Genomic DNA, 19,459 nt, shown 5'->3' with positions numbered 1-19,459 from the left:
GAGTCAGCTCTTGGCCTTCTTCTTCGCGCGACGTTCGGCGCGATTGGCCGGAGCCGGCTCGTCTTCGTCCTCGGTTTCGGAAACCGATGCGGAACCGCCCTCGGACGGCGCCGACAGCTGCATCTTGGGAGTCTTGTGACGCAGCTCCTCAGCGTCGACCTCGACCTCGGGTTCGTCACCGTCGGAGCCGGCCGATGAGGTCACCTGAACCTGCAGAGTGTTGGTCAGACGGACGACGTCCTCCTTGATCCCGTCCTGCATGGTGGTGAACATCTCGAACCCCTCACGCTGGTACTCCACCAGCGGATCGCGCTGGGCCATCGCCCGCAGTCCGATGCCGTTCTTGAGGTAGTCCATCTCGTAGAGGTGCTCACGCCAGCGCTTGTCGATAACGGAGAGCACCACGCGGCGCTCGAGTTCGCGGGTGGCGTCCTCTCCGAGTTCCTCTTCGCGCTGGGAGTAGAACAGTGCGATGTCGGACTGGATCTCCTGGTTGAGGCGGTTCTTCGTCAGGTTGCCGAGGCCACCGAGTTCCTCGGCGAGGTCGTCGGGGGTGATCGACGGTGAGTAGATCTTTCCGAGAGCCTCGAAGAGCTCGTCGACCTGCCATTCCTCGACTGGTCCCGTCGTCGCCTGGGCGACATAGGCGTCGATGACCTCTTCACGGAACTTCGCGACCTGATCTTCGAGGTCGGCTCCGTCGAGCACACGGCGGCGCTCATCGTAGATCACAGTGCGCTGACGGTTGAGCACATCATCGTATTTGAGCACGTTCTTGCGCTGCTCGGCATTGCGCTGTTCGATCTGCGACTGGGCCGAGAGGATGGCACGGGAGACCATCTTCGATTCCAGCGGCACATCATCGGGCACGTTCGCTGTGGCCATGATCCGTTCGGCAGCCCCCGAGCCGAAGAGCCGCATGAGGTCATCGGTCAAAGACAGGTAGAACCGGGATTCGCCGGGGTCTCCCTGGCGGCCGGAGCGTCCGCGCAGCTGATTGTCGATGCGGCGGGATTCGTGGCGTTCGGTGCCGAGCACATAGAGTCCTCCGAGCTCGACGACCTCTTCGGCCTCTTCCTTGACCTTGTCTTCGGCCGCCTTGAGCACCTCCGGCCATTCGGACTCGTACTGGTCCTCGTTCTCGGCGGGGTCGAGGCCTCGACGCTCCATTTCCGCGACCGCGAGGAACTCAGCGTTTCCGCCGAGCATGATATCGGTACCGCGTCCGGCCATGTTCGTGGCCACAGTGACGGCGTTCTTGCGTCCGGCCATCGCCACTATCGACGCCTCACGGGCGTGGTTCTTCGCGTTGAGGACCTCATGCTTGACGCCGCGTTTGGCCAGATGCTTCGATAGGTATTCGCTCTTCTCGACGCTCGTCGTGCCGACGAGGACGGGCTGTCCGGTCTCGTGTCGTTCGACGATATCGTCGACGACGGCGTCGAACTTCGCGACCTCGTTCTTGTAGACGAAGTCGGACTGGTCGACACGCTGCATCGGCTTGTTCGTCGGAATCGGGACGACACCGAGCTTGTAGGTCGACATGAATTCCGCGGCTTCGGTCTCGGCCGTACCGGTCATTCCCGAGAGCTTTTCGTAGAGGCGGAAGAAGTTCTGCAGAGTGATCGTCGCCAGGGTCTGGTTCTCTGCCTGGACCTTCACCCCTTCCTTCGCCTCGATGGCCTGGTGCAGGCCCTCGTTGTAGCGGCGGCCCTTGAGCACACGCCCCGTGTGCTCGTCGACGATGAGGACTTCGCCGTCGAGGACGACATAGTCCTTGTCCTTCTTGAACAGCTCCTTAGCGCGGATGGCGTTGTTGAGGAAGCTGATGAGCGGGGTGTTCTCCGCATCGTAGAGGTTGCCGATGCCCAGGTAGTCCTCGACGCGTTCGATTCCGGGTTCGAGGACGCCGACGGTGCGCTTCTTCTCATCGACTTCGTAGTCGCGATCGGTCTTCAGGCGCTTGACGACCTTGGCGAATTCGCCGTACCAGCGGTTCGCATCGCCTTCGGCAGGACCGGAGATGATGAGCGGAGTGCGGGCCTCGTCGATGAGGATCGAGTCGACCTCGTCGACGATGGCGAAGGCATGACCGCGCTGGACGAGCTCGTCCGCGGACCAGGCCATGTTGTCGCGCAGGTAGTCGAAGCCGAACTCGTTGTTCGTGCCGTATGTGATGTCTGCGGCGTACTGCTTGCGGCGCAGATCCGAGGGCATATTCGCCTGGATGCAGCCGGTCTCCATGCCGAGGAAGCGGAATACGCGGCCCATCAGTTCGGACTGGTAGGTAGCCAGGTAGTCGTTGACCGTGATGATGTGGACCGGATCGCCGGTGAGCGCGTTGAGGTAGGCCGGGGCCGTGGCGACGAGAGTCTTGCCCTCACCGGTCTTCATCTCGGCGATGTTGCCCAGGTGCAGAGCGGCGCCGCCCATGAGCTGGACGTCGAAGTGCCGCAGACCCAGGGTCCGGCTCGAAGCCTCGCGAACGGTGGCGAAGGCTTCGGGAAGCAGGGAGTCGAGGCTCTCGCCGTCCTTGTAGCGCTCCTTGAACCGGCCGGTTTCCTCCCGCAGTTCGGTGTCCGTCATCTCGCTGAACTCATCGGACAGCTGATTGATGGCATCCGTGTATCGGCGGAGCTTCTTCAGAGTTCTGCCTTCACCTGTGCGCAGAAGCTTCTCGAGGAAATTAGCCACTTTTCTCCTAATCGGCATGTCTGCCGGACAACGACTCGAACGACTGTATAGCCCCTAGCTTAATGGCAGGTGAGTACCTTCGAGGTCCACGGCGGTCAGTCCCAACCACGCAGCCATCGTCATGAGCTCGTCCGTCAGCTCGGTGATGTGCTCCTCCCCCGGCTCCCATGTCACCTGGTGAGCACGCAGGATGCCCGCCGCCCGATCCCTGTGCAGGTCGACTCGCCCGACGAGGCGATCACCGAGGAGGAACGGAGTGACGTAGTAGCCGTGCACACGCTTGGCCGCCGGGGTGTAGATCTCGATGCGGTAGTGGAAGTCGAAGAGCCATTCGATGCGCGGCCGGTAGAAGACCAACGGGTCGAACGGCGCCAGCAGCGCTCGAGAGTTCACGGTGCGCGGGGTCCGAGCTTCATGCCATTTCAAGGCGGAGACACCTTCGACATCGACTTCGCGCAGCTCTCCGGAGGCGATGAGTTCGGTGATGGCGGCGGCGGTCGGTGCCCGCCGCTGCCGAAAGTAGTCGGCGATGTCCTCGGGCCGGGAGATGCCCAGGGCACGTGCCGCGATCCGGGTGAGTTCGAAGACATTGTTCTCGACCCCGGATACTCCGCGTGGAAGCTCCGCATTAGCGTCCAGCCCCAGCCGAGGATCCTCCGGCGGCCCGTAATTCAGTGGCAGCTGCGGCAGCTCTGGTGAGACGTCACGGGCCAGGGCATAGATGCGTTCGAAGTGGTCGTTGCGTCCCGAGGCGCTGATGACTCCACCGGCGAACAGCGCTTCGAGGGCGACTTTCACCTGGCTGGGATTCCAGCCCCAATGTCCGCGGTGGATCTCCGGCAGATCGTGGTCGACCACCTCGGCGACTTCACGTGCCGTCATCGGCCGGGTGGACAGGGCGGTGAGGACGCGAGTCTGGAGGTTTCGGAACTCCTCCCCGGTCTCCGGGTGGCGCTGTCCGAAGTCGTTGCGCCACCATTCGCTGTGGGCGCGGGCGAAGTGCTTCCATGTCTGCGGCGGCACGAAAGCCGCGGCGTGTGCCCAGTACTCGACACCCATGCGCGGAGAAGAGTAGAAGAGACGGTCGAGGGTCTCCCGCGGGTAGGGACCCAGGCGAGAGTAGAAGGGCAGATAGTGGGATCGGACCACTCGGGCGACTGAGTCGATCTGGGTCAGTCCCAAGGTGGCGAAGACATTCTTGAGGTGTCGGGCGGTGACCTTAGCCGGTCGCGGTCGATCCAGCCCCGTCGCTGCGATCGCCGTCCTGCGGGCCGCAGCCCGTGTCATCCTCTGCATACCCCAACGCTATACCCCAATTACTACCTGACGGCGGCCCAGCAACCTCGCGCGAGGTTGCTGGGCCGCCGTCAGGTAGTAATTGGTCAGTCGGTGGCTTCTTCGAGATCGTGGTCGAGGGCGATGACTCCGTAGCTCCAGCCCTTACGGCGATAGACGACGGACGGCTTGCTCGACTCTTCGTCGATGAACAGGTAGAAGTCGTGCCCGACGAGTTCCATTCTGTTCAGCGCCTCTTCGATGCCGATGGGTGAGGCGGTGAAGGTCTTCTCTCGCAGCACCACCGGCGAATCGCCTTCGGCCTTGATGCGACCGTTCGTCTGATCGGCGCTCTGGTCCGCTGCAGATTTCGCGTCGTCGGCGTTCGCATCGGGAACCATCGGTTCGGCCACAGGCATCTTCGCCAGCACCTCGGCGGTGGATTCCTTGCGGTGGTGTCCCGACCGCGGCACCTTGTGCCGGTCCCTCGCTCGCCTCAGTCGTTCGACGAGCTTCGCCCATGCCAGATCGAGTGCCGCATATTTGTCGCTTGCCATGGCTTCTGCCCGAATTGCCGGCCCTTTCGCCACTACCGTGAGCTCGACTCGCTCGCTCGTCTCGGGCTGGCGGGAGTTCTTCTCGTGTGTGACATGCACTTCGACACGCTGAGCGCGAGGGGCAAGCTGCTCGACCTTGGCGATCTTGTCCTCGATGTGGGCTCGAAAGCTGTCGGAGATGGTCAGTTGACGGCCGTTGACAACAATTTCCATGATGTGTCCTTAGCGACTCGCTCGTCGGATTCATCCGATCCCATGCCCTTGGATGGGTAAACACCGTTATACAGTAAAGGGAGAGACAAATCGAGTGCCCCCGCGACCGAGACCGAGAACTGCTCCTACAGCGGGTCTGATCTGCACCGATGCTAGCAGACGTGCGCTTTCTGCCAAGGTTGCGCCGGTGGTGGAGAAGTCATCGATGAGCAGGTCCGTCGGCGCGGATTCGGTGCCCGACACGGCACGGACTTCCGAGATCTCAGCGATTCTCCTCCGGTCGAGATATTGGGTCCGCTTCGCATTCTCAGCCCGTTCGATCGCCCCGAGTCCGACCTGGTCACGCGATCGTTTCGCCGCGAGCACATCGTGGACTTCCAGGGGCAGCTCCGGCGACAGTTCCTTCGCCCGATTCGCCAGGGCAGCCGTATGCGATCCGCCTCGACGACGTCTGGCCCGATCCGAACTGGGCGCCGGAAACAATCGGATCGCCCCACCCGAGTAGCCGATGAGCTCGAGGGCGGCGACGATCGAACGGGTCAGAGCCAGGGCCAAGGGGTCGAGGATGTCCCGGCGTCCGTCGTCCTTGAAGCCCACGACCATCTTGGAAATCTGAGAGTTGTATTCGCAGACCCCGACGATCGGAATCGTGCCGTAGCGCGGTTCCATCGCCCGTGGGATCCCACCGAGCAGCTGCAGGCAGCGGGTGCACAGGGACACGTGCTCCCGCCCGCAGCCGGCGCACCGGCGAGGCAGGAGCAGTTCGCCGAACTCCCCGAGCAGCCCCATGGGAGCAATCTACTCCATGACCAGCTCGGGGTGCCGGCGATGAGGCGCCTTCCAGAACAGCCGCGCACCGCCGCCCGACGGCCCATCCGGGAAGAAAAAGGCTCCATGGCTCAGCAGGGAAGGGAAAGGCTCCGGAGGTCTGCTGGGACAGGCAATGCTGTGCGGGTCAACCGGGATAGGAGGGATCCTTCGCTTCGACGTCGACGAGTTTCTGCCAGGCGTTCGAGTTGTAGCTGTACAGCGCGCCATCGGCACCGGTGACCAGGATCGAGCGTCCGTCCACTCCACCGGCGATGCGGCTTCCGTCCGAGACCTCGCCGAGCTGTTCGGCAGGGCCGGTGACTCCGATGCGGAACGGCTGCGCTGATTCGCCTTCCTCTGCGGCCAGAGCAACGAGAGACGTCGACCCTGCCCATGAGACATCCTTGATCTCGTGGAAGTTCGCACCCACTTCGATCGGCGTTTCAGAGACATGGCCGGCCGGATTGCCCGCTTTGTCCCTGGGGATGCCGACCACGTCGACGCGAGACGGTTCCCCTTTGTGGCGACTGAGCAGCGCGATACGAGTGCCGTCTCGGGAGACCTCGATATCGATGAGCTGTCGACCGTTGAGGAAGTCAGCGGCGACGGTGGAGGACTTGCCGTCACGACCGACCGCCTTGAGCTCGCCCTCGTTCTCAGCCTCACCCGTCCATGTCGTGTTGAAGCGATCGATGCTGGGGCGCACGAGCTTCTCGCCTTTGAGGATCGGAGTGGCGTCGACGGCGTCGGACTTCAACCGCATGAGCTGCTTGCCGTCGTCGGCCAGATAGACGTAGAGAGAGTCATCCAATGACACCGCGGGATCGCTCGCCTTCGCCTTCTTCAGATCCGGACTGTTCTCGACCTTGGCCACGGTGGTGCCCGAGACCCGAGAGAGGTGATCGTCGGCGAGAACCACGGGTGGCCCGTCCACCTGGACCGACGTATCGGTCTTCGGCTGCAGACTGGCCGGAACCGTCTGCCCGCCGATGCTCAGATCGATTGCCGAGATCGAGGGAATGACCTGCAGCGTGGTGGCGATCTGCTGACGGATCAGTCCCTTTTCGCGGTCGGACGGGGCCGGGTTCTGCGGTCCCAGGGCCACATTGGCGACGCCGTTCTCGATCGTCACCACGTTCGAATCCGAATCGCTGAGCTTGGCACCATCGGGAATCGACGTGATCACCGCTCCCGAGAGGTAGGGGGCGGGTCCGCTGAGCAGCTCGTTCATCAGCACCGTCGGGGTCGAGGAAGACCGGAGGAACCAGCGGGAGTCAGGGACGAGATACGAATAGTCGGAGGTGAAGAACTGCAGCGAATAGTTGAGGAAGATCGTCTGGAAGTCGGTCTGGCTGATGAGCAGCCCGTCCGGCGCCGAGGAGATCCTCCACTCCCCGTTCTCCTGCCGCAGCGAGAATTCCATCGTGGACCGAGTGCCCGATTCGGTCGAATTGTACACTCCGGAGGAGTCGACGAGACCGACGACCGGGGGCGAGATGCTCATCGTCTTCTGGTCGGAGGTGGTTCCGACGTTCAAGGAGTCGAGATCTGTGCCGTTGGGCAGCACCGACACCGATTCCTGTGGGCTCCATTTCTGTGCCTCACCCTCGGTGAGGAATGACCGGGCCACGGAGAAGTTGTTGCCGGCGCCCGCTCCTGCCCGGAGGAACCCGCGCACGATGTCCGACGGGCTGTCCCCGGGTTCGGGACCGTCGGGGATCCGCGCATTGTTCGCACCCGCATCGCCTGAGTCGTCTTCGATATGGCCGACAGGCGATGACGTCGGGATCGACGAGCAGCCGACGAGGGTCAAGGCGGTGAACACGGAGACCAACATGGTCTTCACTCGCAGCCCTCTGGGCTTAGTGCGCATCATGACCGTCTTCCTTCTCCGTCGTCCATGCCGTCACCGTCCAGGTCCGGATCGCCGACGTCCGTGCCGTCACCGTCCAGGTCCGGATCGCCGACGTCCAGGGACCGCTCCCCTGTCTCGGCGATGTCCGACTCGGAACGGTTCGCATCGGCGATGCGCGCTTCGTCGGCCACCGCCTCACCGTCCGAGACCGACTCAAGGGCAGTCGTGGTCGTCTCCGGCGATGTTGACTGCGGGGCCGCCTCGACGACGGATTCGTGGTCATCTTCGAGCATCTCCGGCTCGGTTTCGACGACGATCGGGATCGATCCGGTCTGGATGCGGACGGAGCCGTCCGAGGACAGCGGTCCCGCCACGAGCGCGGAACCGCGGATCTGCGCATCGCGAGGCGGCAGAGGCAGAGGTGAGGAGGTGATCTCCTGATCGGGGCGCCTGGGAATCGTCAGCCGGAAGCACGATCCTTCGCCGAGTTTGCCCCAGACCTGCAGCCAGCCGTTGTGCAGGTGCGCGTCCTCAAGTGAGATCGCCAAGCCCAGACCCGACCCGCCGAGGGTGCGCTTGCGTGCCGGATCGGCACGCCAGAACCGGTCGAAGACGTGCTCGACCTGCTCTTCGTTCATGCCCACTCCGTGGTCGCGCACGCTCACAGCCACCGCCTCGGCGTTGGAGGCGACATAGACATCGACGGGGTTGCTCTCACCGTGTTCGATGGCGTTGACGACGAGGTTGCGTACGATCCGGGTGATCCGCACCCGGTCGACCTCGGCCATGACCGGTGAGGACGGAGCGTGGACGACGATGGCGGTGTCCATCTGGTCGGCCACCATCGACACGGTCTCGATCACCGAGGTCACGATCGCGCCGATATCGACGGGCTTGGGCACCAGCGCCGCGGCACCGGCATCGTAGCGGGAGATCTCCAGCAGGTCGGAGAGCAGGTTGTCGAACCGTTCTGCCTGCGAGTTGAGCAGTTCCGCGCTGCGCGCGGTGACGGGGTCGAGGTCGTCACGGGAATCGTAGATGAGGTCCGCGGCGGCACGGATCGTTGTCAGGGGTGTCCGCAGTTCGTGGGAGACGTCGGAGACGAACTGCCTCTGCAGCACCGACAGCCGTTCCATCTGCTCGATCTGGTGCTGGAGGGTGTCGGCCATATCGTTGAAGCTCTCACCGAGGACGGCGATCTCATCGTTGCCGTGGACGGGCATGCGTTCGTCGAGGTCACCATCGGCGATGAGCCGGGCCACCTCGGCCCCGGTGCGCACCGGTGTGACGACGAGTCGGGTGACGATCCAGGCGACGGCACCGACGAGGACGACGAGGACGAGGGCGGCGACGAACATCGAACGCTGCACGAAGTTGAGCGTGTCCTGCTGTTCGCTGAGGTCGCCGAGGTAGTAGAGCTGAAACTGGCCGGCGCCCGGAATCTGCAGCTCCTGGGTGATGAGCAGACCCGGTCCGGTTCCGTCGGGCAAGCTCACCGACTGGTAGAGCTTGTCGTCGGTCGGGGCCTTGCGGATGGCCTCGCGGAGTTCATCGGAGACGGGCACCTGCGTGGCCTCACCGTCCTCGTTCGACCCACCGGCAGTGATCGTCGAGAAGGAGGAGTTCGGATCCTTCGGCTGCAGGGTCAGCGAATACACCGACCCGGCCGAACGGTTGTAGATCGAGGACAGCTGCGAACTCAGCGTGTCCTGCGTGACCGCCTGCCCGTCGACGGGCGCCAGGGAGCGAAGCTCGGCCAGGATCGACCGAGTCTGGGAGGACAGGGAATCCAGGCGGGTGTCGAAGAGACCGCGGGCAATCTGCTGGGACATATAGGTGCCGACGCCGAAGATCGCCACCGAAGTGAGCACGATCGTGAGCACGACGATGCGGACCTGCAGGGAGTGGCTGAACGATCGGAGTATGAAGTTCCAGAACGTCTTCAATGCCGAGGCCGCGGTGCGAACGGGTCCGTCCGCGGCTGACTCGGAAGTCACGCGGCTCGGCCGGCCTTATAGCCGACGCCGCGGACGGTGACGATGATGTCCGGCTTCTCCGGATCGCGTTCGATCTTCGACCGCAGACGCTGCACATGGACATTGACCAGTCGGGTGTCGGCGGCATGACGGTAGCCCCACACCTCTTCGAGCAGGGTCTCGCGGGAGAACACCTGCCACGGCTTGCGAGCCAGGGCGACGAGGAGGTCGAACTCGAGAGGGGTCAGCGACACCGGTGATCCGCCCTTGGTCACCGTGTGGCCGGCGACGTCGACGACGACGTCGCCGACGGTCAGCAGCTCGGGAGCCTGCGGTTCGGAGATCCGCAGCCGAGCGCGGACACGGGCGATGAGCTCCTTGGGCTTGAATGGCTTCGGCACATAGTCGTCGGCACCGGATTCGAGGCCGAGGACGACATCGACGGTGTCGGACTTCGCCGTGAGCATGATGATCGGCACCGAGGAGATCTCACGGATCTCCCGGCACACTTCGAGTCCGTCCTTGCCGGGCAGCATGAGGTCGAGGAGCACGAGGTCCGGATTGACCTTCTGGAATTCTTCGAAGGCCTGGTCTCCGGTGGCGCAGAAGAAGGGCTCGAAGCCTTCGCTTTTGAGCACAATTCCGATCATTTCGGCCAAAGCCGTGTCATCATCAACTACAAGGATTCGAGCGTTCATGCTCCCATTGTCCCTTATGTTCGCGTGTTCTTCGGTTCTCGACACTCCTAGCCTATCGGGCGTCGTCGACTGCCTCATGCACCGGATCCGCCGACAGCGGTGACCGACGGTTCAGCTGCCGCCACGCACGGCCCCCAGCAGCGGGCTATTCGTTCCCCGAGGCGGACCACCGAAACGGCCTCCCGACCTCCCTCCCGATCGCCTTTTCCGATCACCCCTCAGACCAACCCCGAACCGTCCCCGGGCCGTTACCCCGACGGCTAGGATCGACAAGGCCGACGCGCACCGAATCCGACAGGGAGGCCTCTCGGCACTCGCCGGCCAATCATGGCAGGATTGGCGTGATGGGACAGACGAATGCATGGACCTCAGAGGTCGACTGGCACACCGGCCGGTGGCAGCGGCGTTCGCCGTCCCCGCCCTCGCGCGGATGGCAGCCGCCTCCCCCACGCGGGCTCCTGCCCAAACGTCCGCTGACTTTCATCGAGGCGCTGGATTCGGGCTTCCGCCTGCTGCGATTCGTCCCGACTCTGTCCATCGGCTCCTCTCTCATCGTCTTCTCCCTCTGGAGCCTGCTGCTCACCGCGATCGGCACCCTCATCGCAGTGCAGTTCCTGCCGTTCTTCCACGACCTCAGCGGCAATGAGGATGCCGCCTCCGGTTTCATCGCCCTGGCCCAGTTGGGAACGGTCGCTTTGAGCCTGCTCAGCCTGGGGCTTGCCCATCTGCTCTCCGGCATCATCGCCACCGGCACCCGCGCCTCCTTCGGCGCCCGCAGGACCACTCTGTCGATGGCGTGGAAGTCCCTGTCCGGTCGCCGCCTGCGCCTCATCCTGGCCACCCTGCTGATGAGTGGAATCAACCTCGGCCTGCTGCTGGCCCTCACCGCCCCGACGCTGCTGTTCCTGGGCGCCGATTCGGCGATCCTCGCCTTCGTCTGGGCCGCATTGGCCGCCCTGCTGTGGTTCGTCGCGCTCATCTGGGTCAATCTGCGCCTGGCGTTCCTCGGTTCGGCGATCGCGGTCGAGGACCTGAGCGTCCGTGCCGGAATCCGCCGCTCTTGGAAACTGACCGGGCGCGGCTTCTGGCGAATGCTCGGCCAGCTGGCGCTCGGTTACTTCCTGTCCAATCAGCTCGTCCAGCTCATCATCACCCCGATCGTCTTCATCATCTCGGTTCTCCTGGGCGTCGGCATGACGACGACAACCGAGTCGACGACGGCCCAGGCGGCCATCGCCGTCGTCTCCGTGGGTCTGCTGCTCGCACTCACGCTCATCTCCTCCGCCGTCCTCTTCGCCTATTTCGCCTGCCTGGTCACGGTCTGCTTCTTCGATCAGCAGATGCGCTCCGAGGGACTCGACCTCGTCCTCATCCGCGCCGAGGAGGACCGATGATCCTCTCCCCCATCACCGAGGCGGCCGGCCATCTCCACACCGCCGCGGCCTCCCTGCCGGGCGCGGCACAGCTTCGCGCCGCCTCGGCGAATATCGACCGGGACACCGGCCGCGAATGGGTCGAGCACGAACTCTCGAAACCGGAATACGCCGCCAACGACCTCACCCCCTTGGAACGGATCGGCCGGTGGCTGTCCTCCCTGTGGGATTCGCTCGTCAACGCCGCCCTGGGCGCGAACTCCCCGTGGCTGCTCATCGTCGTCGTCCTCGGTCTCGCCGCGATCATCGCCCTCATCGTCTGGCGCGTGCGTCGGGCCGGATTCCGCCGCGTCGGCGTCCCGCTGTCCGCATTCGATCCTGTCGTCTCCCAGCCAGAACCGGGCCCGTGGCGCGAAAGCGCGGCCCGCGCCGCACAGGCCGGGGACTTCGAGACCGCGGTCATCGACGAATCCCGAGCGATCTTCGCGGTCCTGTCCGTCAAGCAGATCGTCTCGCTCGAGTCCTCGGCCACAGCGAGTGAGATCGCCCGTTCCGCCGAGGCGGCCCTGCCCGAGCACGGGCCCGCCGTCCACGGGGTGGCCGAGGTCTTCAACGACCTCCGCTACGGGGAGGAGAGCGCGGCGAAGACACGCGCCGACCGCAGCCTCGGCGAGGTCTATGCGGATCTGTGCACTCTCGACCGGGCGCTGAGCGCACTTCCGGTCCGCCGGGAGGCAGCTGTATGAGCGCACAGTTGGATGTCGCCGCCCGCGCCACCCGGTCGACCTCGCGGGTCCCGCTGCGCGCTCGTCTGCGATCGGCCGCGGTGTGGATCGTCGCGGCCTTCGTCATCCTCATCACCGTGATCGTGCTCGTGCTGCTGACCGGTGACGAAGAGTCCGCAGAGCCGCTGCACTATGACTCGACGGAGCGCACCGGCACGAAGGCGCTCGTCGAAACCCTGCGCGACCATGACGTCGATGTCACCACCACCGAAGATCAGGAGCAGGCCCGCTCGGCCGCCGCCCGACCGGACACCACCCTGCTCATCCCCGCGAACACCGCGGCTCTGTCACCCGGAGACATCGCCGGCCTCGAGTACGCTCTGCGCACCCACGGCAACCGGCTCGTCCTCGTCGATCCCGGTCCGACGGTGTCGGAGTTCACCGACCGGCTCACCGTCAACGACAACCTCAGCCCGTTGGCCGATCCCGAGGCCACCTCCACACCGGCCTGCGACTCACCGATCGCCCGCAGCGCCGGTGCCGTGACCACCGGCGAGGTCGAATACGCGGAGGCGAAGAAGGGCACCGAGGGGATCACCGCCTGCTATCCGTTCACCGGCCCCGGGGTCGCTGAGATCGACGGCACCGAGGTGGCCCCCGGGTCTGCGCGCGGACAGTTCCTCACCGATTCGGGCGGTTCCGTCCCGCTGACCGTGCTCGGCAACCCCGACTGGGTGACCAATGAGAACATCGACGAAGAGGGCAATGCCTCCCTCGTGCTCTCGCAGCTGTCCCAGACGCAGAACCTCGTCGTCTACTATCCGACCGTCGAAGGTTCGGGACAGGAGCAGTCGCCTCCGTCGACGATCGATTTCGTGCCCGGCTGGTTCCTCGCAGGAGTCCTGTGGCTGGTCCCCTGCCTCCTCGTCCTGCTGCTCGTCATCGGGCGCCGGTTCGGGCCGCTGGCTCTCGAACGGCTGCCGGTCATCGTGCCGGCCGTGGAGACCGTGCACGGCCGGGCCGCCCTGAGTTCGCGCAGCCACGATCGGGACGGGGCGCTGCACACTCTGCGGGCCGGAGCACTGCTGCGCATCGCCAAACGACTGGGTCTCAGCCCCGATGCCCGGACCCCCGACATCATCGCTCGCATCGCGACCGTCACGGGGACAGATCCGGGCCGTCTCCACCATGTCTTCGTCTCTGCACCGGTTCGCACCGACGCCGAACTCACCGAACTCGTCCATCAGCTCACCCAGATCGAAAGTGAGATCCCATGACCCAGCCGCCCCAGGGCCCCACGAATCCTCAGGAACCGGTTGCCCCTCAGCCGCCGGCCGCACCGCGGCCCCAGGAGCCGGTCGCGCCGCAGCCCCCCGCTGCGGACAGCGCGCAGGCTCCGCAGGCTGAACCGGACCCGGTCCGAGAGGCGTTCACCGGTGTGCGCACCGAGATCGCCAAGGCCGTCGTCGGCCAGGAACAGGCAGTGACGGGAATGCTCATCGCACTGCTGTGCCAAGGTCACGTGCTTCTCGAAGGGGTTCCCGGAGTGGCGAAGACTCTGCTCGTGCGCAGCTTCGCCGCCGCGGTCAGCCTGGACAGCTCCCGTGTGCAGTTCACTCCCGACCTCATGCCCAGCGATGTCACCGGTTCGCTGGTCTACGACGCGTCCGCCTCGGACTTCTCATTCCGTCCCGGCCCGGTGTTCACGAACATCCTCATAGCCGATGAGATCAACCGCACCCCGCCGAAGACCCAGTCGGCCCTGCTCGAGGCGATGGAGGAGCATCAGGTGTCCGTCGGGGGACGGTCACGGAAGCTGCCCGAACCGTTCCTCGTCGCAGCCACACAGAACCCCGTCGAATACGAAGGCACCTATCCGCTCCCGGAGGCTCAGCTCGACCGGTTCCTCTTCAAGCTCGTCCTCAACCTGCCCGAACGGGATCACGAATTCGAGATCCTCGACCGTCACGCCCGAGGCTTCGACGCCGGATCCCTGGCCGCGGCAGGTCTGCGTCCGGTCGCCGATGCCGAACTCATCGGCCGGGCCCGCGAAGCCATCGCCAAGATCTACATCGCCCCGCAGATCATCACCTACATCGTCGACCTCGCCCGAGCTACCCGCCAGACCCCGTCCCTGGCCTTGGGCGTCTCACCTCGCGGAGCGACGAGGATGCTCGGAGCCGCCCGCGCTCATGCGTGGCTGAGCGGTCGGCACTATGTCACCCCCGATGATGTCAAGGCTCTGGCCCATATGTCGCTGTCGCACCGGGTCATCCTGCGCCCAGAGGCGCAGATGGACGGTCTGGACGTCGGTCAGGTCCTCGACTCGATCATCGCCACGACCGAAGTGCCCCGCTGAATGACCACCCGACTGTTCCTGCTCACTCTCCTCGGCCTCGTGCCCGTCATGCTGGTGCCCACATGGCCGACGGCCCTGATCGTGGCCGGTGTGATCGTCCTGGCAGCGGTCCTCGACTTCTTCTTCGTTCCCCGGATCCACGGTTTGGAAGTCCAGCGCACACCGGGACCGATGGTCCGCCTCGGCGACAGCACCCACAGCACGCTGACTCTCATCAATGGGACCAGCCGCCGGCTGCGCCTTCACGTCCGCGACGCCTGGGCACCGAGTGCCGGGGCGGTCGAGACCCGTTCTCGTCACGTGCTTGAACCGGGCGAGCAGACAGAGGTGATCACCGATCTGGAGCCGACTAGACGCGGCGCGCTGCCCGGCGATCTGGTGACCGTGCGCAGTCGCAGCAAGCTCGGGCTGATCCATCGGCAGAAGAGCATCGATGTTCCCGCCTCTGTGCGCGTGCTGCCACCTTTCGTGTCCCGGAGGGAGCTGCCGTCGAAGACGCAGAAGCTGCGGGAGCTCGAGGGACGATCCGCGGTGATGATCCGCGGAATGGGCACGGAATTCGATTCGCTGCGCGACTACGTCGACGGTGACGATGTCCGGTCGATCGACTGGCGAGCCAGCGCTCGCGCGCAGAATCTCGTGGTCAAAACCTGGCGGCCGGAGAAGGATCGTCGCGTCGTCATCGTCGTCGATTCCTCCCGGTTCGCCGCCCGTCGCTGTGGTGAGGGAACGGTCTTCGACGCCGCGCTCGAGGCGTCACTGCTGCTGACGGCTCTGGCCACGGGTGCCGGCGATCGGGTCGATGTCATCGTCGCCGATGCCCGGGTGCGGGCCGTCGCGTCGAGCCATCGGGCTCATGATCCGGTCCATGACCTGTCGGTGGCGCTGACGCCTGTGTACCCGGAGCTCTACGAGGCGAACTGGGAGTCGATCGCCGCTGCGGTTCTGCAGACCTCCCGGCAGCAGGCGCTCGTCGTCTTGGTCACTCAGCTCGATGAGGCGACCATCGCCGAGGACATCCTGCCCGTGCTGCCGACTCTCACTGCACACCACCGGGTCGTCATCGCCGGAGTCGAAGATCCCGCACTTGAGGACCTGGCTGCCCGGCGCGGCGACGCCGACGACGTCTATACAGCGGCCGCCGCCGAGGCCGAGATGCTCGCGACGGCGTCGCTGCAGTCTCGGCTGCGCGGACTCGGCATCTCCTCCGTCCAGGCTCTGCCGGAGAAGCTTCCCGGAGCGTTGGCCGATCTCTACATCCGACTCAAGGTCTCCGGCGGGCTGTGACCGCGACCCCGCTCAGCGGCGCACTGTCAGCGACAATTTGATCAGCGGTCGGTGGAGATGACCGAGTATCCGGCCTGATGCTCGTCGAGATCGGCGCTGAGTCCGCCTGCGGCGGCGCGCTTGCCGAAGTACCACGCGTAGACGACGACAGCCGCGGTATAGGCCACTCCGATGGCGATCTTGACCGCCGGCGGAATCGGGTTCGGGGTCACGAAGCCCTCGATGAGTCCCGAACCGAACAGCAGCAGCACGAGACCGCCGGCGACGACGAGCAGCGACCGAGCTTCGGAGGCGAGCTTGTCACGGCGCAGCCTGGGGCCCGGCACCACCCAGGCGAAGAAGAGACGCAGACCCGCGGCAGCAGCGAGGATGATGCAGCTGATCTCCGGGATCCCGTGGGGCAGGATGTAGAGGAAGAAGTCGGAGGCCCGGTCGAACTCGAACATCATCGCTCCGGAGAAGCCGACGTTGACGGCATTCGAGAACAGCCCGACGATGACATAGCCGCCGGTGATGCCGAGGAGGACGAACTGGACGGCGATCCAAGCGTTGTTCGTCCACACGCCGACGGCGAAGAAGCCGTTCGGATTCTCTTTGTAGTAGTCGACGAAATCATGTTCGGCGAACTGTCGTCGGAACTCTCGATCCCCGAAGGTCTCGAGCACTTCCGGATGCGATCCCGCCCAGATGCCCGACAGGACGGCGACGGCGAGGAATCCGGCGGCCACGATGACGAAGTCCCATCGCAGCCGGTACATCGACAGCGGCAGACTGATGACGAAGAACCGTGCGAGCCCGGACAGTCCTCCGCTGGGCACGGACGAGAGATGATTGCGGGATCGGTGGACGATCGCCGACAGCCGAGCGGCTTCGAGAGAGTCGGGAGCCACCGTCGTGATCCGCGACAGATCCTTCGACGCGGTCCGGTAGAGCTCGAGGAAACGGGTCGTCTGCTCGGGTGTCAGCGTGTTCTTCTTCGCCAATGCCGAGAGCTCCAGCCAGTCATCGCCGTGCAGCTGGGCCAGCAGGTTCGGATCCATCCCTCCACCCTATCGGAGACGACACCTCGGGACCGCCGAACTCAGCGAGAGGCACACGGCAAGCTCTCGGCGAAACGACCGCCTCCGAACGCGGCAATATGACACGATGGTCGGGTGAGTACTCTGATCACCGGTGAAGCCGTCGAACTCAATGTCCAACCGGCCGCTCTCGCGGCGCGGGCATTGAGCTGTCTCATCGACTACATCGTCTATTCGCTGGTGAACGTCGGTCTGCTCATCGCCATGTTCTGGCTCATGCTCAAGGTGCTCGATCTCAACGGACTGCTTCTCGGCTCGCTCATGACCGTGATGACGATCTTCGTGTTCGTGCTGCTGCCGATGCTCGTCGAAGTGCTCAGTCACGGTCGTTCGCTGGGCAAGCTCATCCTCGGGCTGCGCGTTGTTCGCGACGACGGCGGGGCGGTGCGGCTGCGCCATTCCTTCATCCGCGCTCTGCTGTGGCCGTTCGAGATCGTGTCCAGCGGCGGCGGCATCGCGGCTCTGTCCGGTCTGCTCTCACCGCAGGCCAAGCGCCTCGGCGACTATCTGGCCGGGACCATCGCCGTCAGCGAACGCAGCCGACCTCTGCCGCCCATGCACACCCATGTGGCTCCTCATCTGCACGAATGGCTGAACCGCACAGACGTGACAGCGATCCCCGATGGTCTGCATCGGCGCATCGTCGCGTTCCTCGCAATGGCGCCCCAACTCGGTGCGGAGTCGAGGTGGCAGCGAGCGATCGAGCTCGCCACCGAGCTCAATCCCTATGTGGCTCCGGCCCCGCCGGAGGGAACGTTTCCCGAACAGTTCCTGTCAGCGGTCATCCATCGGCAACGCATCGCCGAAATCGAGAAACAGCGCCGTCGGAGCGACCGTGCGGACGCTTTCCGGTCCGGAGTCGACACGCTCCCCTACGGTCTCAGCCTCACCCGCCGCTGACGACGCAGTCTGACTGTCCGCCGCCGACGCCGCGACTCGACTGTCCTCGGTCGGCGGAGCGGTCCCGGACTGCGACCGGGTTCGCCAACTCCGCCGCCGGACCGGACCGGCAGTGCTCGATCAGTACCGGTAGTGCTCGGGTTTGAACGGCCCTGCCACGTCGACGCCGATGTACTCGGCCTGTTCCTTGCTCAGTTCGGACAGCTTCGCCCCGAGCGCCGGCAGATGGAGGCGCGCCACCTTCTCGTCGAGTTCCTTCGCCAGCCGGTGCACCGAGTTGCCGTAGTCATCGTGGGCGTTCCACAGCTCGATCTGGGCGAGCACCTGATTGCTGAATGACGCACTCATCACGAACGACGGATGGCCGGTGGCGTTGCCCAGGTTGAGCAGGCGCCCTTCGGAGAGGACGAGGAAGTCCGTGCGGTCGCGACCGAGTCCCGCCTCGGCGGGCACGGGCACGCTCCACTCGTGGACCTGCGGTTTGATCTCGATCTTCTCCACTCCGGGCAGGCGGGACAGCCCTGCCAGATCGATCTCCTCATCGAAGTGGCCGACGTTGCCGACGATTGCGCCGGGTTTGAGCGTCTGTAGCACGTCGACGTCGAGGACCCGGGTGTTTCCGGTCGTGGTGATGATGATGTCGGCCTGGGGCGCCACCTCGGCGAGGAGGTCGACCTGGTAGCCGTCCATCGTGGCCTGCAGCGCACAGATCGGATCGATCTCGGTCACGATGACGCGCGCACCCTGCCCGCGCAGGGCTTCGGCGGCACCCTTGCCGACGTCGCCGTAGCCGATGACGACGGCGATCTTTCCGCCGATGAGGACGTCGGTGGCACGGTTGAGTCCATCGGGCAGCGAATGGCGGATGCCGTAGCGATTGTCGAACTTCGACTTCGTCACCGAATCGTTGACGTTGATGGCAGGGAACGGCAGAGTCCCCTGTTCGGCGAGGCGGTAGAGGCGGTTGACTCCGGTCGTCGTCTCCTCGCTCACGCCCTTGATTCCGGCGGCCAGACGGGCGAAGCGTCCGGGGGCCGATTCGATGGACGCGGCGATCTGCTTGAGCAGGACCTTGAACTCCTCCGAGTCCTCGGCGCCGGCGGTGGGCACTCCCCCGGCGGCTTCGAATTCGGTGCCCTTGAGCACGTACATGGTGGCGTCGCCGCCGTCGTCGAGGATGAGGTTCGGTCCATCCGCGAAGTCGAAGATCTTGTCAGCGGCCCACCAGTACTCTTCGAGGGTCTCGCCCTTCCATGCGAAGACGGGGACGCCGGCCGGGGCCTCGGGAGTGCCGGAGCCGACGACGACGGCCGCTGCGGCCTCGTCCTGCGTGGAGAAGATATTGCAGCTGGCCCACCGGACGTCTGCACCGAGTGCGACGAGGGTCTCGATGAGGACAGCCGTCTGCACGGTCATGTGCAGGCTGCCGGCGATGCGGGCCCCGGCCAGCGGTGCCGTCGAGGAGTATTCCTCACGCAGCGCCATGAGGCCCGGCATCTCCCGTTCGGCGAGGCGGATCTGGTGTCGGCCGGCCTCGGCCAAGCTGAGATCGGCGACCTTGAAGTCAGTGGAAACGAGCACGGTACCTCCATAAGGCGGGCTGTCTGATCGGCTTCGAGTCTATTGCCGGGCAGGCGGCTTGTCGCGTCATGTTCGTT

15 protein-coding genes are annotated in these 19,459 nt (G+C 65.1%); 6 read left to right on the top strand and 9 right to left on the bottom strand.

The window, feature by feature from the left end; translation table 11 throughout:
* Nucleotides 1-3: 3 nt before the first annotated feature.
* From secA to mtrA, 7 genes are all read right to left on the bottom strand, one after another.
* Nucleotides 4-2,694, bottom strand: a complete 2,691-nt coding sequence (gene secA / locus HK353_RS05215) for a preprotein translocase subunit SecA (RefSeq protein ID WP_173153405.1) — start codon at nt 2,692-2,694, stop codon at nt 4-6.
* A gap of 54 nt (nt 2,695-2,748) precedes the next feature.
* Nucleotides 2,749-3,990 (bottom strand): winged helix-turn-helix domain-containing protein, encoded by a 1,242-nt coding sequence (locus HK353_RS05210; RefSeq protein WP_245395810.1) that lies wholly within the window; start codon nt 3,988-3,990, stop codon nt 2,749-2,751.
* Between the two features lie 86 nt (nt 3,991-4,076).
* Nucleotides 4,077-4,739, bottom strand: a complete 663-nt coding sequence (gene hpf, locus HK353_RS05205; protein ID WP_173153388.1) for a ribosome hibernation-promoting factor, HPF/YfiA family — start codon at nt 4,737-4,739, stop codon at nt 4,077-4,079.
* Nucleotides 4,740-4,805: 66 nt separating this feature from the next.
* On the bottom strand, nt 4,806-5,528 hold the full coding sequence (locus HK353_RS05200) for a ComF family protein (RefSeq protein WP_173153386.1): 723 nt from the start codon (nt 5,526-5,528) through the stop codon (nt 4,806-4,808).
* Nucleotides 5,529-5,694: 166 nt separating this feature from the next.
* Nucleotides 5,695-7,425, bottom strand: coding sequence for an LpqB family beta-propeller domain-containing protein (locus HK353_RS05195; RefSeq protein ID WP_245395809.1), 1,731 nt, complete (start codon nt 7,423-7,425; stop codon nt 5,695-5,697).
* On the bottom strand, nt 7,422-9,401 hold the full coding sequence (gene mtrB, locus HK353_RS05190; RefSeq protein WP_173153384.1) for an MtrAB system histidine kinase MtrB: 1,980 nt from the start codon (nt 9,399-9,401) through the stop codon (nt 7,422-7,424). Before mtrB ends, HK353_RS05195 begins: the two co-directional genes overlap by 4 nt.
* On the bottom strand, nt 9,398-10,078 hold the full coding sequence (gene mtrA / locus HK353_RS05185) for an MtrAB system response regulator MtrA (protein ID WP_062861422.1): 681 nt from the start codon (nt 10,076-10,078) through the stop codon (nt 9,398-9,400). Before mtrA ends, mtrB begins: the two co-directional genes overlap by 4 nt.
* A gap of 344 nt (nt 10,079-10,422) precedes the next feature.
* On the opposite strand from mtrA, the gene HK353_RS05180 reads away from it, so the two are divergent.
* Genes HK353_RS05180 through HK353_RS05160 form a run of 5 tightly spaced genes read left to right on the top strand, consistent with a single transcriptional unit; the run spans nt 10,423 to nt 15,822 of the window.
* On the top strand, nt 10,423-11,472 hold the full coding sequence (locus HK353_RS05180; RefSeq protein ID WP_173153380.1) for a DUF7847 domain-containing protein: 1,050 nt from the start codon (nt 10,423-10,425) through the stop codon (nt 11,470-11,472).
* Nucleotides 11,469-12,197, top strand: a complete 729-nt coding sequence (locus tag HK353_RS05175) for a DUF4129 domain-containing protein (RefSeq protein WP_173153375.1) — start codon at nt 11,469-11,471, stop codon at nt 12,195-12,197. Before HK353_RS05180 ends, HK353_RS05175 begins: the two co-directional genes overlap by 4 nt.
* On the top strand, nt 12,194-13,453 hold the full coding sequence (locus tag HK353_RS05170) for a DUF4350 domain-containing protein (protein WP_173153369.1): 1,260 nt from the start codon (nt 12,194-12,196) through the stop codon (nt 13,451-13,453). Before HK353_RS05175 ends, HK353_RS05170 begins: the two co-directional genes overlap by 4 nt.
* Nucleotides 13,450-14,535 (top strand): AAA family ATPase, encoded by a 1,086-nt coding sequence (locus HK353_RS05165; protein ID WP_173153365.1) that lies wholly within the window; start codon nt 13,450-13,452, stop codon nt 14,533-14,535. The genes HK353_RS05170 and HK353_RS05165 overlap by 4 nt, the downstream gene beginning before the upstream one ends.
* Nucleotides 14,536-15,822 carry a DUF58 domain-containing protein gene (locus tag HK353_RS05160; protein WP_173153362.1) on the top strand — a complete coding sequence of 429 codons (1,287 nt, stop codon included), beginning with the start codon at nt 14,536-14,538 and terminating at the stop codon, nt 15,820-15,822. It begins immediately after the preceding gene.
* Between the two features lie 41 nt (nt 15,823-15,863).
* On the opposite strand, the gene HK353_RS05155 is transcribed toward HK353_RS05160, so the two are convergent.
* The gene (locus HK353_RS05155; RefSeq protein ID WP_173153360.1) at nt 15,864-16,862 is read right to left on the bottom strand and encodes a stage II sporulation protein M; all 999 of its coding nucleotides are present in this window, start codon (nt 16,860-16,862) and stop codon (nt 15,864-15,866) included.
* Nucleotides 16,863-16,976: 114 nt separating this feature from the next.
* Here HK353_RS05155 and HK353_RS05150 point away from each other — a divergent pair, with 114 nt between their 5' ends.
* Nucleotides 16,977-17,801 (top strand): RDD family protein, encoded by an 825-nt coding sequence (locus HK353_RS05150; protein WP_342589821.1) that lies wholly within the window; start codon nt 16,977-16,979, stop codon nt 17,799-17,801.
* 120 nt (nt 17,802-17,921) lie between these two features.
* Here HK353_RS05150 and ahcY read toward each other — a convergent pair whose 3' ends face one another.
* The gene (ahcY, locus tag HK353_RS05145) at nt 17,922-19,382 is read right to left on the bottom strand and encodes an adenosylhomocysteinase (protein WP_173153357.1); all 1,461 of its coding nucleotides are present in this window, start codon (nt 19,380-19,382) and stop codon (nt 17,922-17,924) included.
* Between the last annotated feature and the right edge of the window lie 77 nt (nt 19,383-19,459).

Source organism: Brevibacterium permense (genome assembly GCF_013280495.1).
Taxonomy (GTDB): Bacteria; Actinomycetota; Actinomycetes; order Actinomycetales; family Brevibacteriaceae; genus Brevibacterium; species Brevibacterium permense.
The sequence above is the reverse complement of the archived record's forward strand: the minus strand, read 5'-3'. Positions and strand labels throughout refer to the sequence as shown.

What these genes read in the sequence shown, in the direction of transcription:
- HK353_RS05210 (WP_245395810.1), bottom strand. Translation starts at nt 3,990, where the DNA reads ATGCAGAGGATGACACGGGCTGCGGCCCGCAGGACGGCGATCGCAGCG.
- hpf (WP_173153388.1), bottom strand. Translation starts at nt 4,739, where the DNA reads ATGGAAATTGTTGTCAACGGCCGTCAACTGACCATCTCCGACAGCTTT.
- HK353_RS05200 (WP_173153386.1), bottom strand. Translation starts at nt 5,528, where the DNA reads ATGGGGCTGCTCGGGGAGTTCGGCGAACTGCTCCTGCCTCGCCGGTGC.
- HK353_RS05195 (WP_245395809.1), bottom strand. Translation starts at nt 7,425, where the DNA reads ATGATGCGCACTAAGCCCAGAGGGCTGCGAGTGAAGACCATGTTGGTC.
- mtrA (WP_062861422.1), bottom strand. Translation starts at nt 10,078, where the DNA reads ATGAACGCTCGAATCCTTGTAGTTGATGATGACACGGCTTTGGCCGAA.
- HK353_RS05180 (WP_173153380.1), top strand. Translation starts at nt 10,423, where the DNA reads ATGGGACAGACGAATGCATGGACCTCAGAGGTCGACTGGCACACCGGC.
- HK353_RS05175 (WP_173153375.1), top strand. Translation starts at nt 11,469, where the DNA reads ATGATCCTCTCCCCCATCACCGAGGCGGCCGGCCATCTCCACACCGCC.
- HK353_RS05170 (WP_173153369.1), top strand. Translation starts at nt 12,194, where the DNA reads ATGAGCGCACAGTTGGATGTCGCCGCCCGCGCCACCCGGTCGACCTCG.
- HK353_RS05165 (WP_173153365.1), top strand. Translation starts at nt 13,450, where the DNA reads ATGACCCAGCCGCCCCAGGGCCCCACGAATCCTCAGGAACCGGTTGCC.
- HK353_RS05160 (WP_173153362.1), top strand. Translation starts at nt 14,536, where the DNA reads ATGACCACCCGACTGTTCCTGCTCACTCTCCTCGGCCTCGTGCCCGTC.
- HK353_RS05155 (WP_173153360.1), bottom strand. Translation starts at nt 16,862, where the DNA reads ATGGATCCGAACCTGCTGGCCCAGCTGCACGGCGATGACTGGCTGGAG.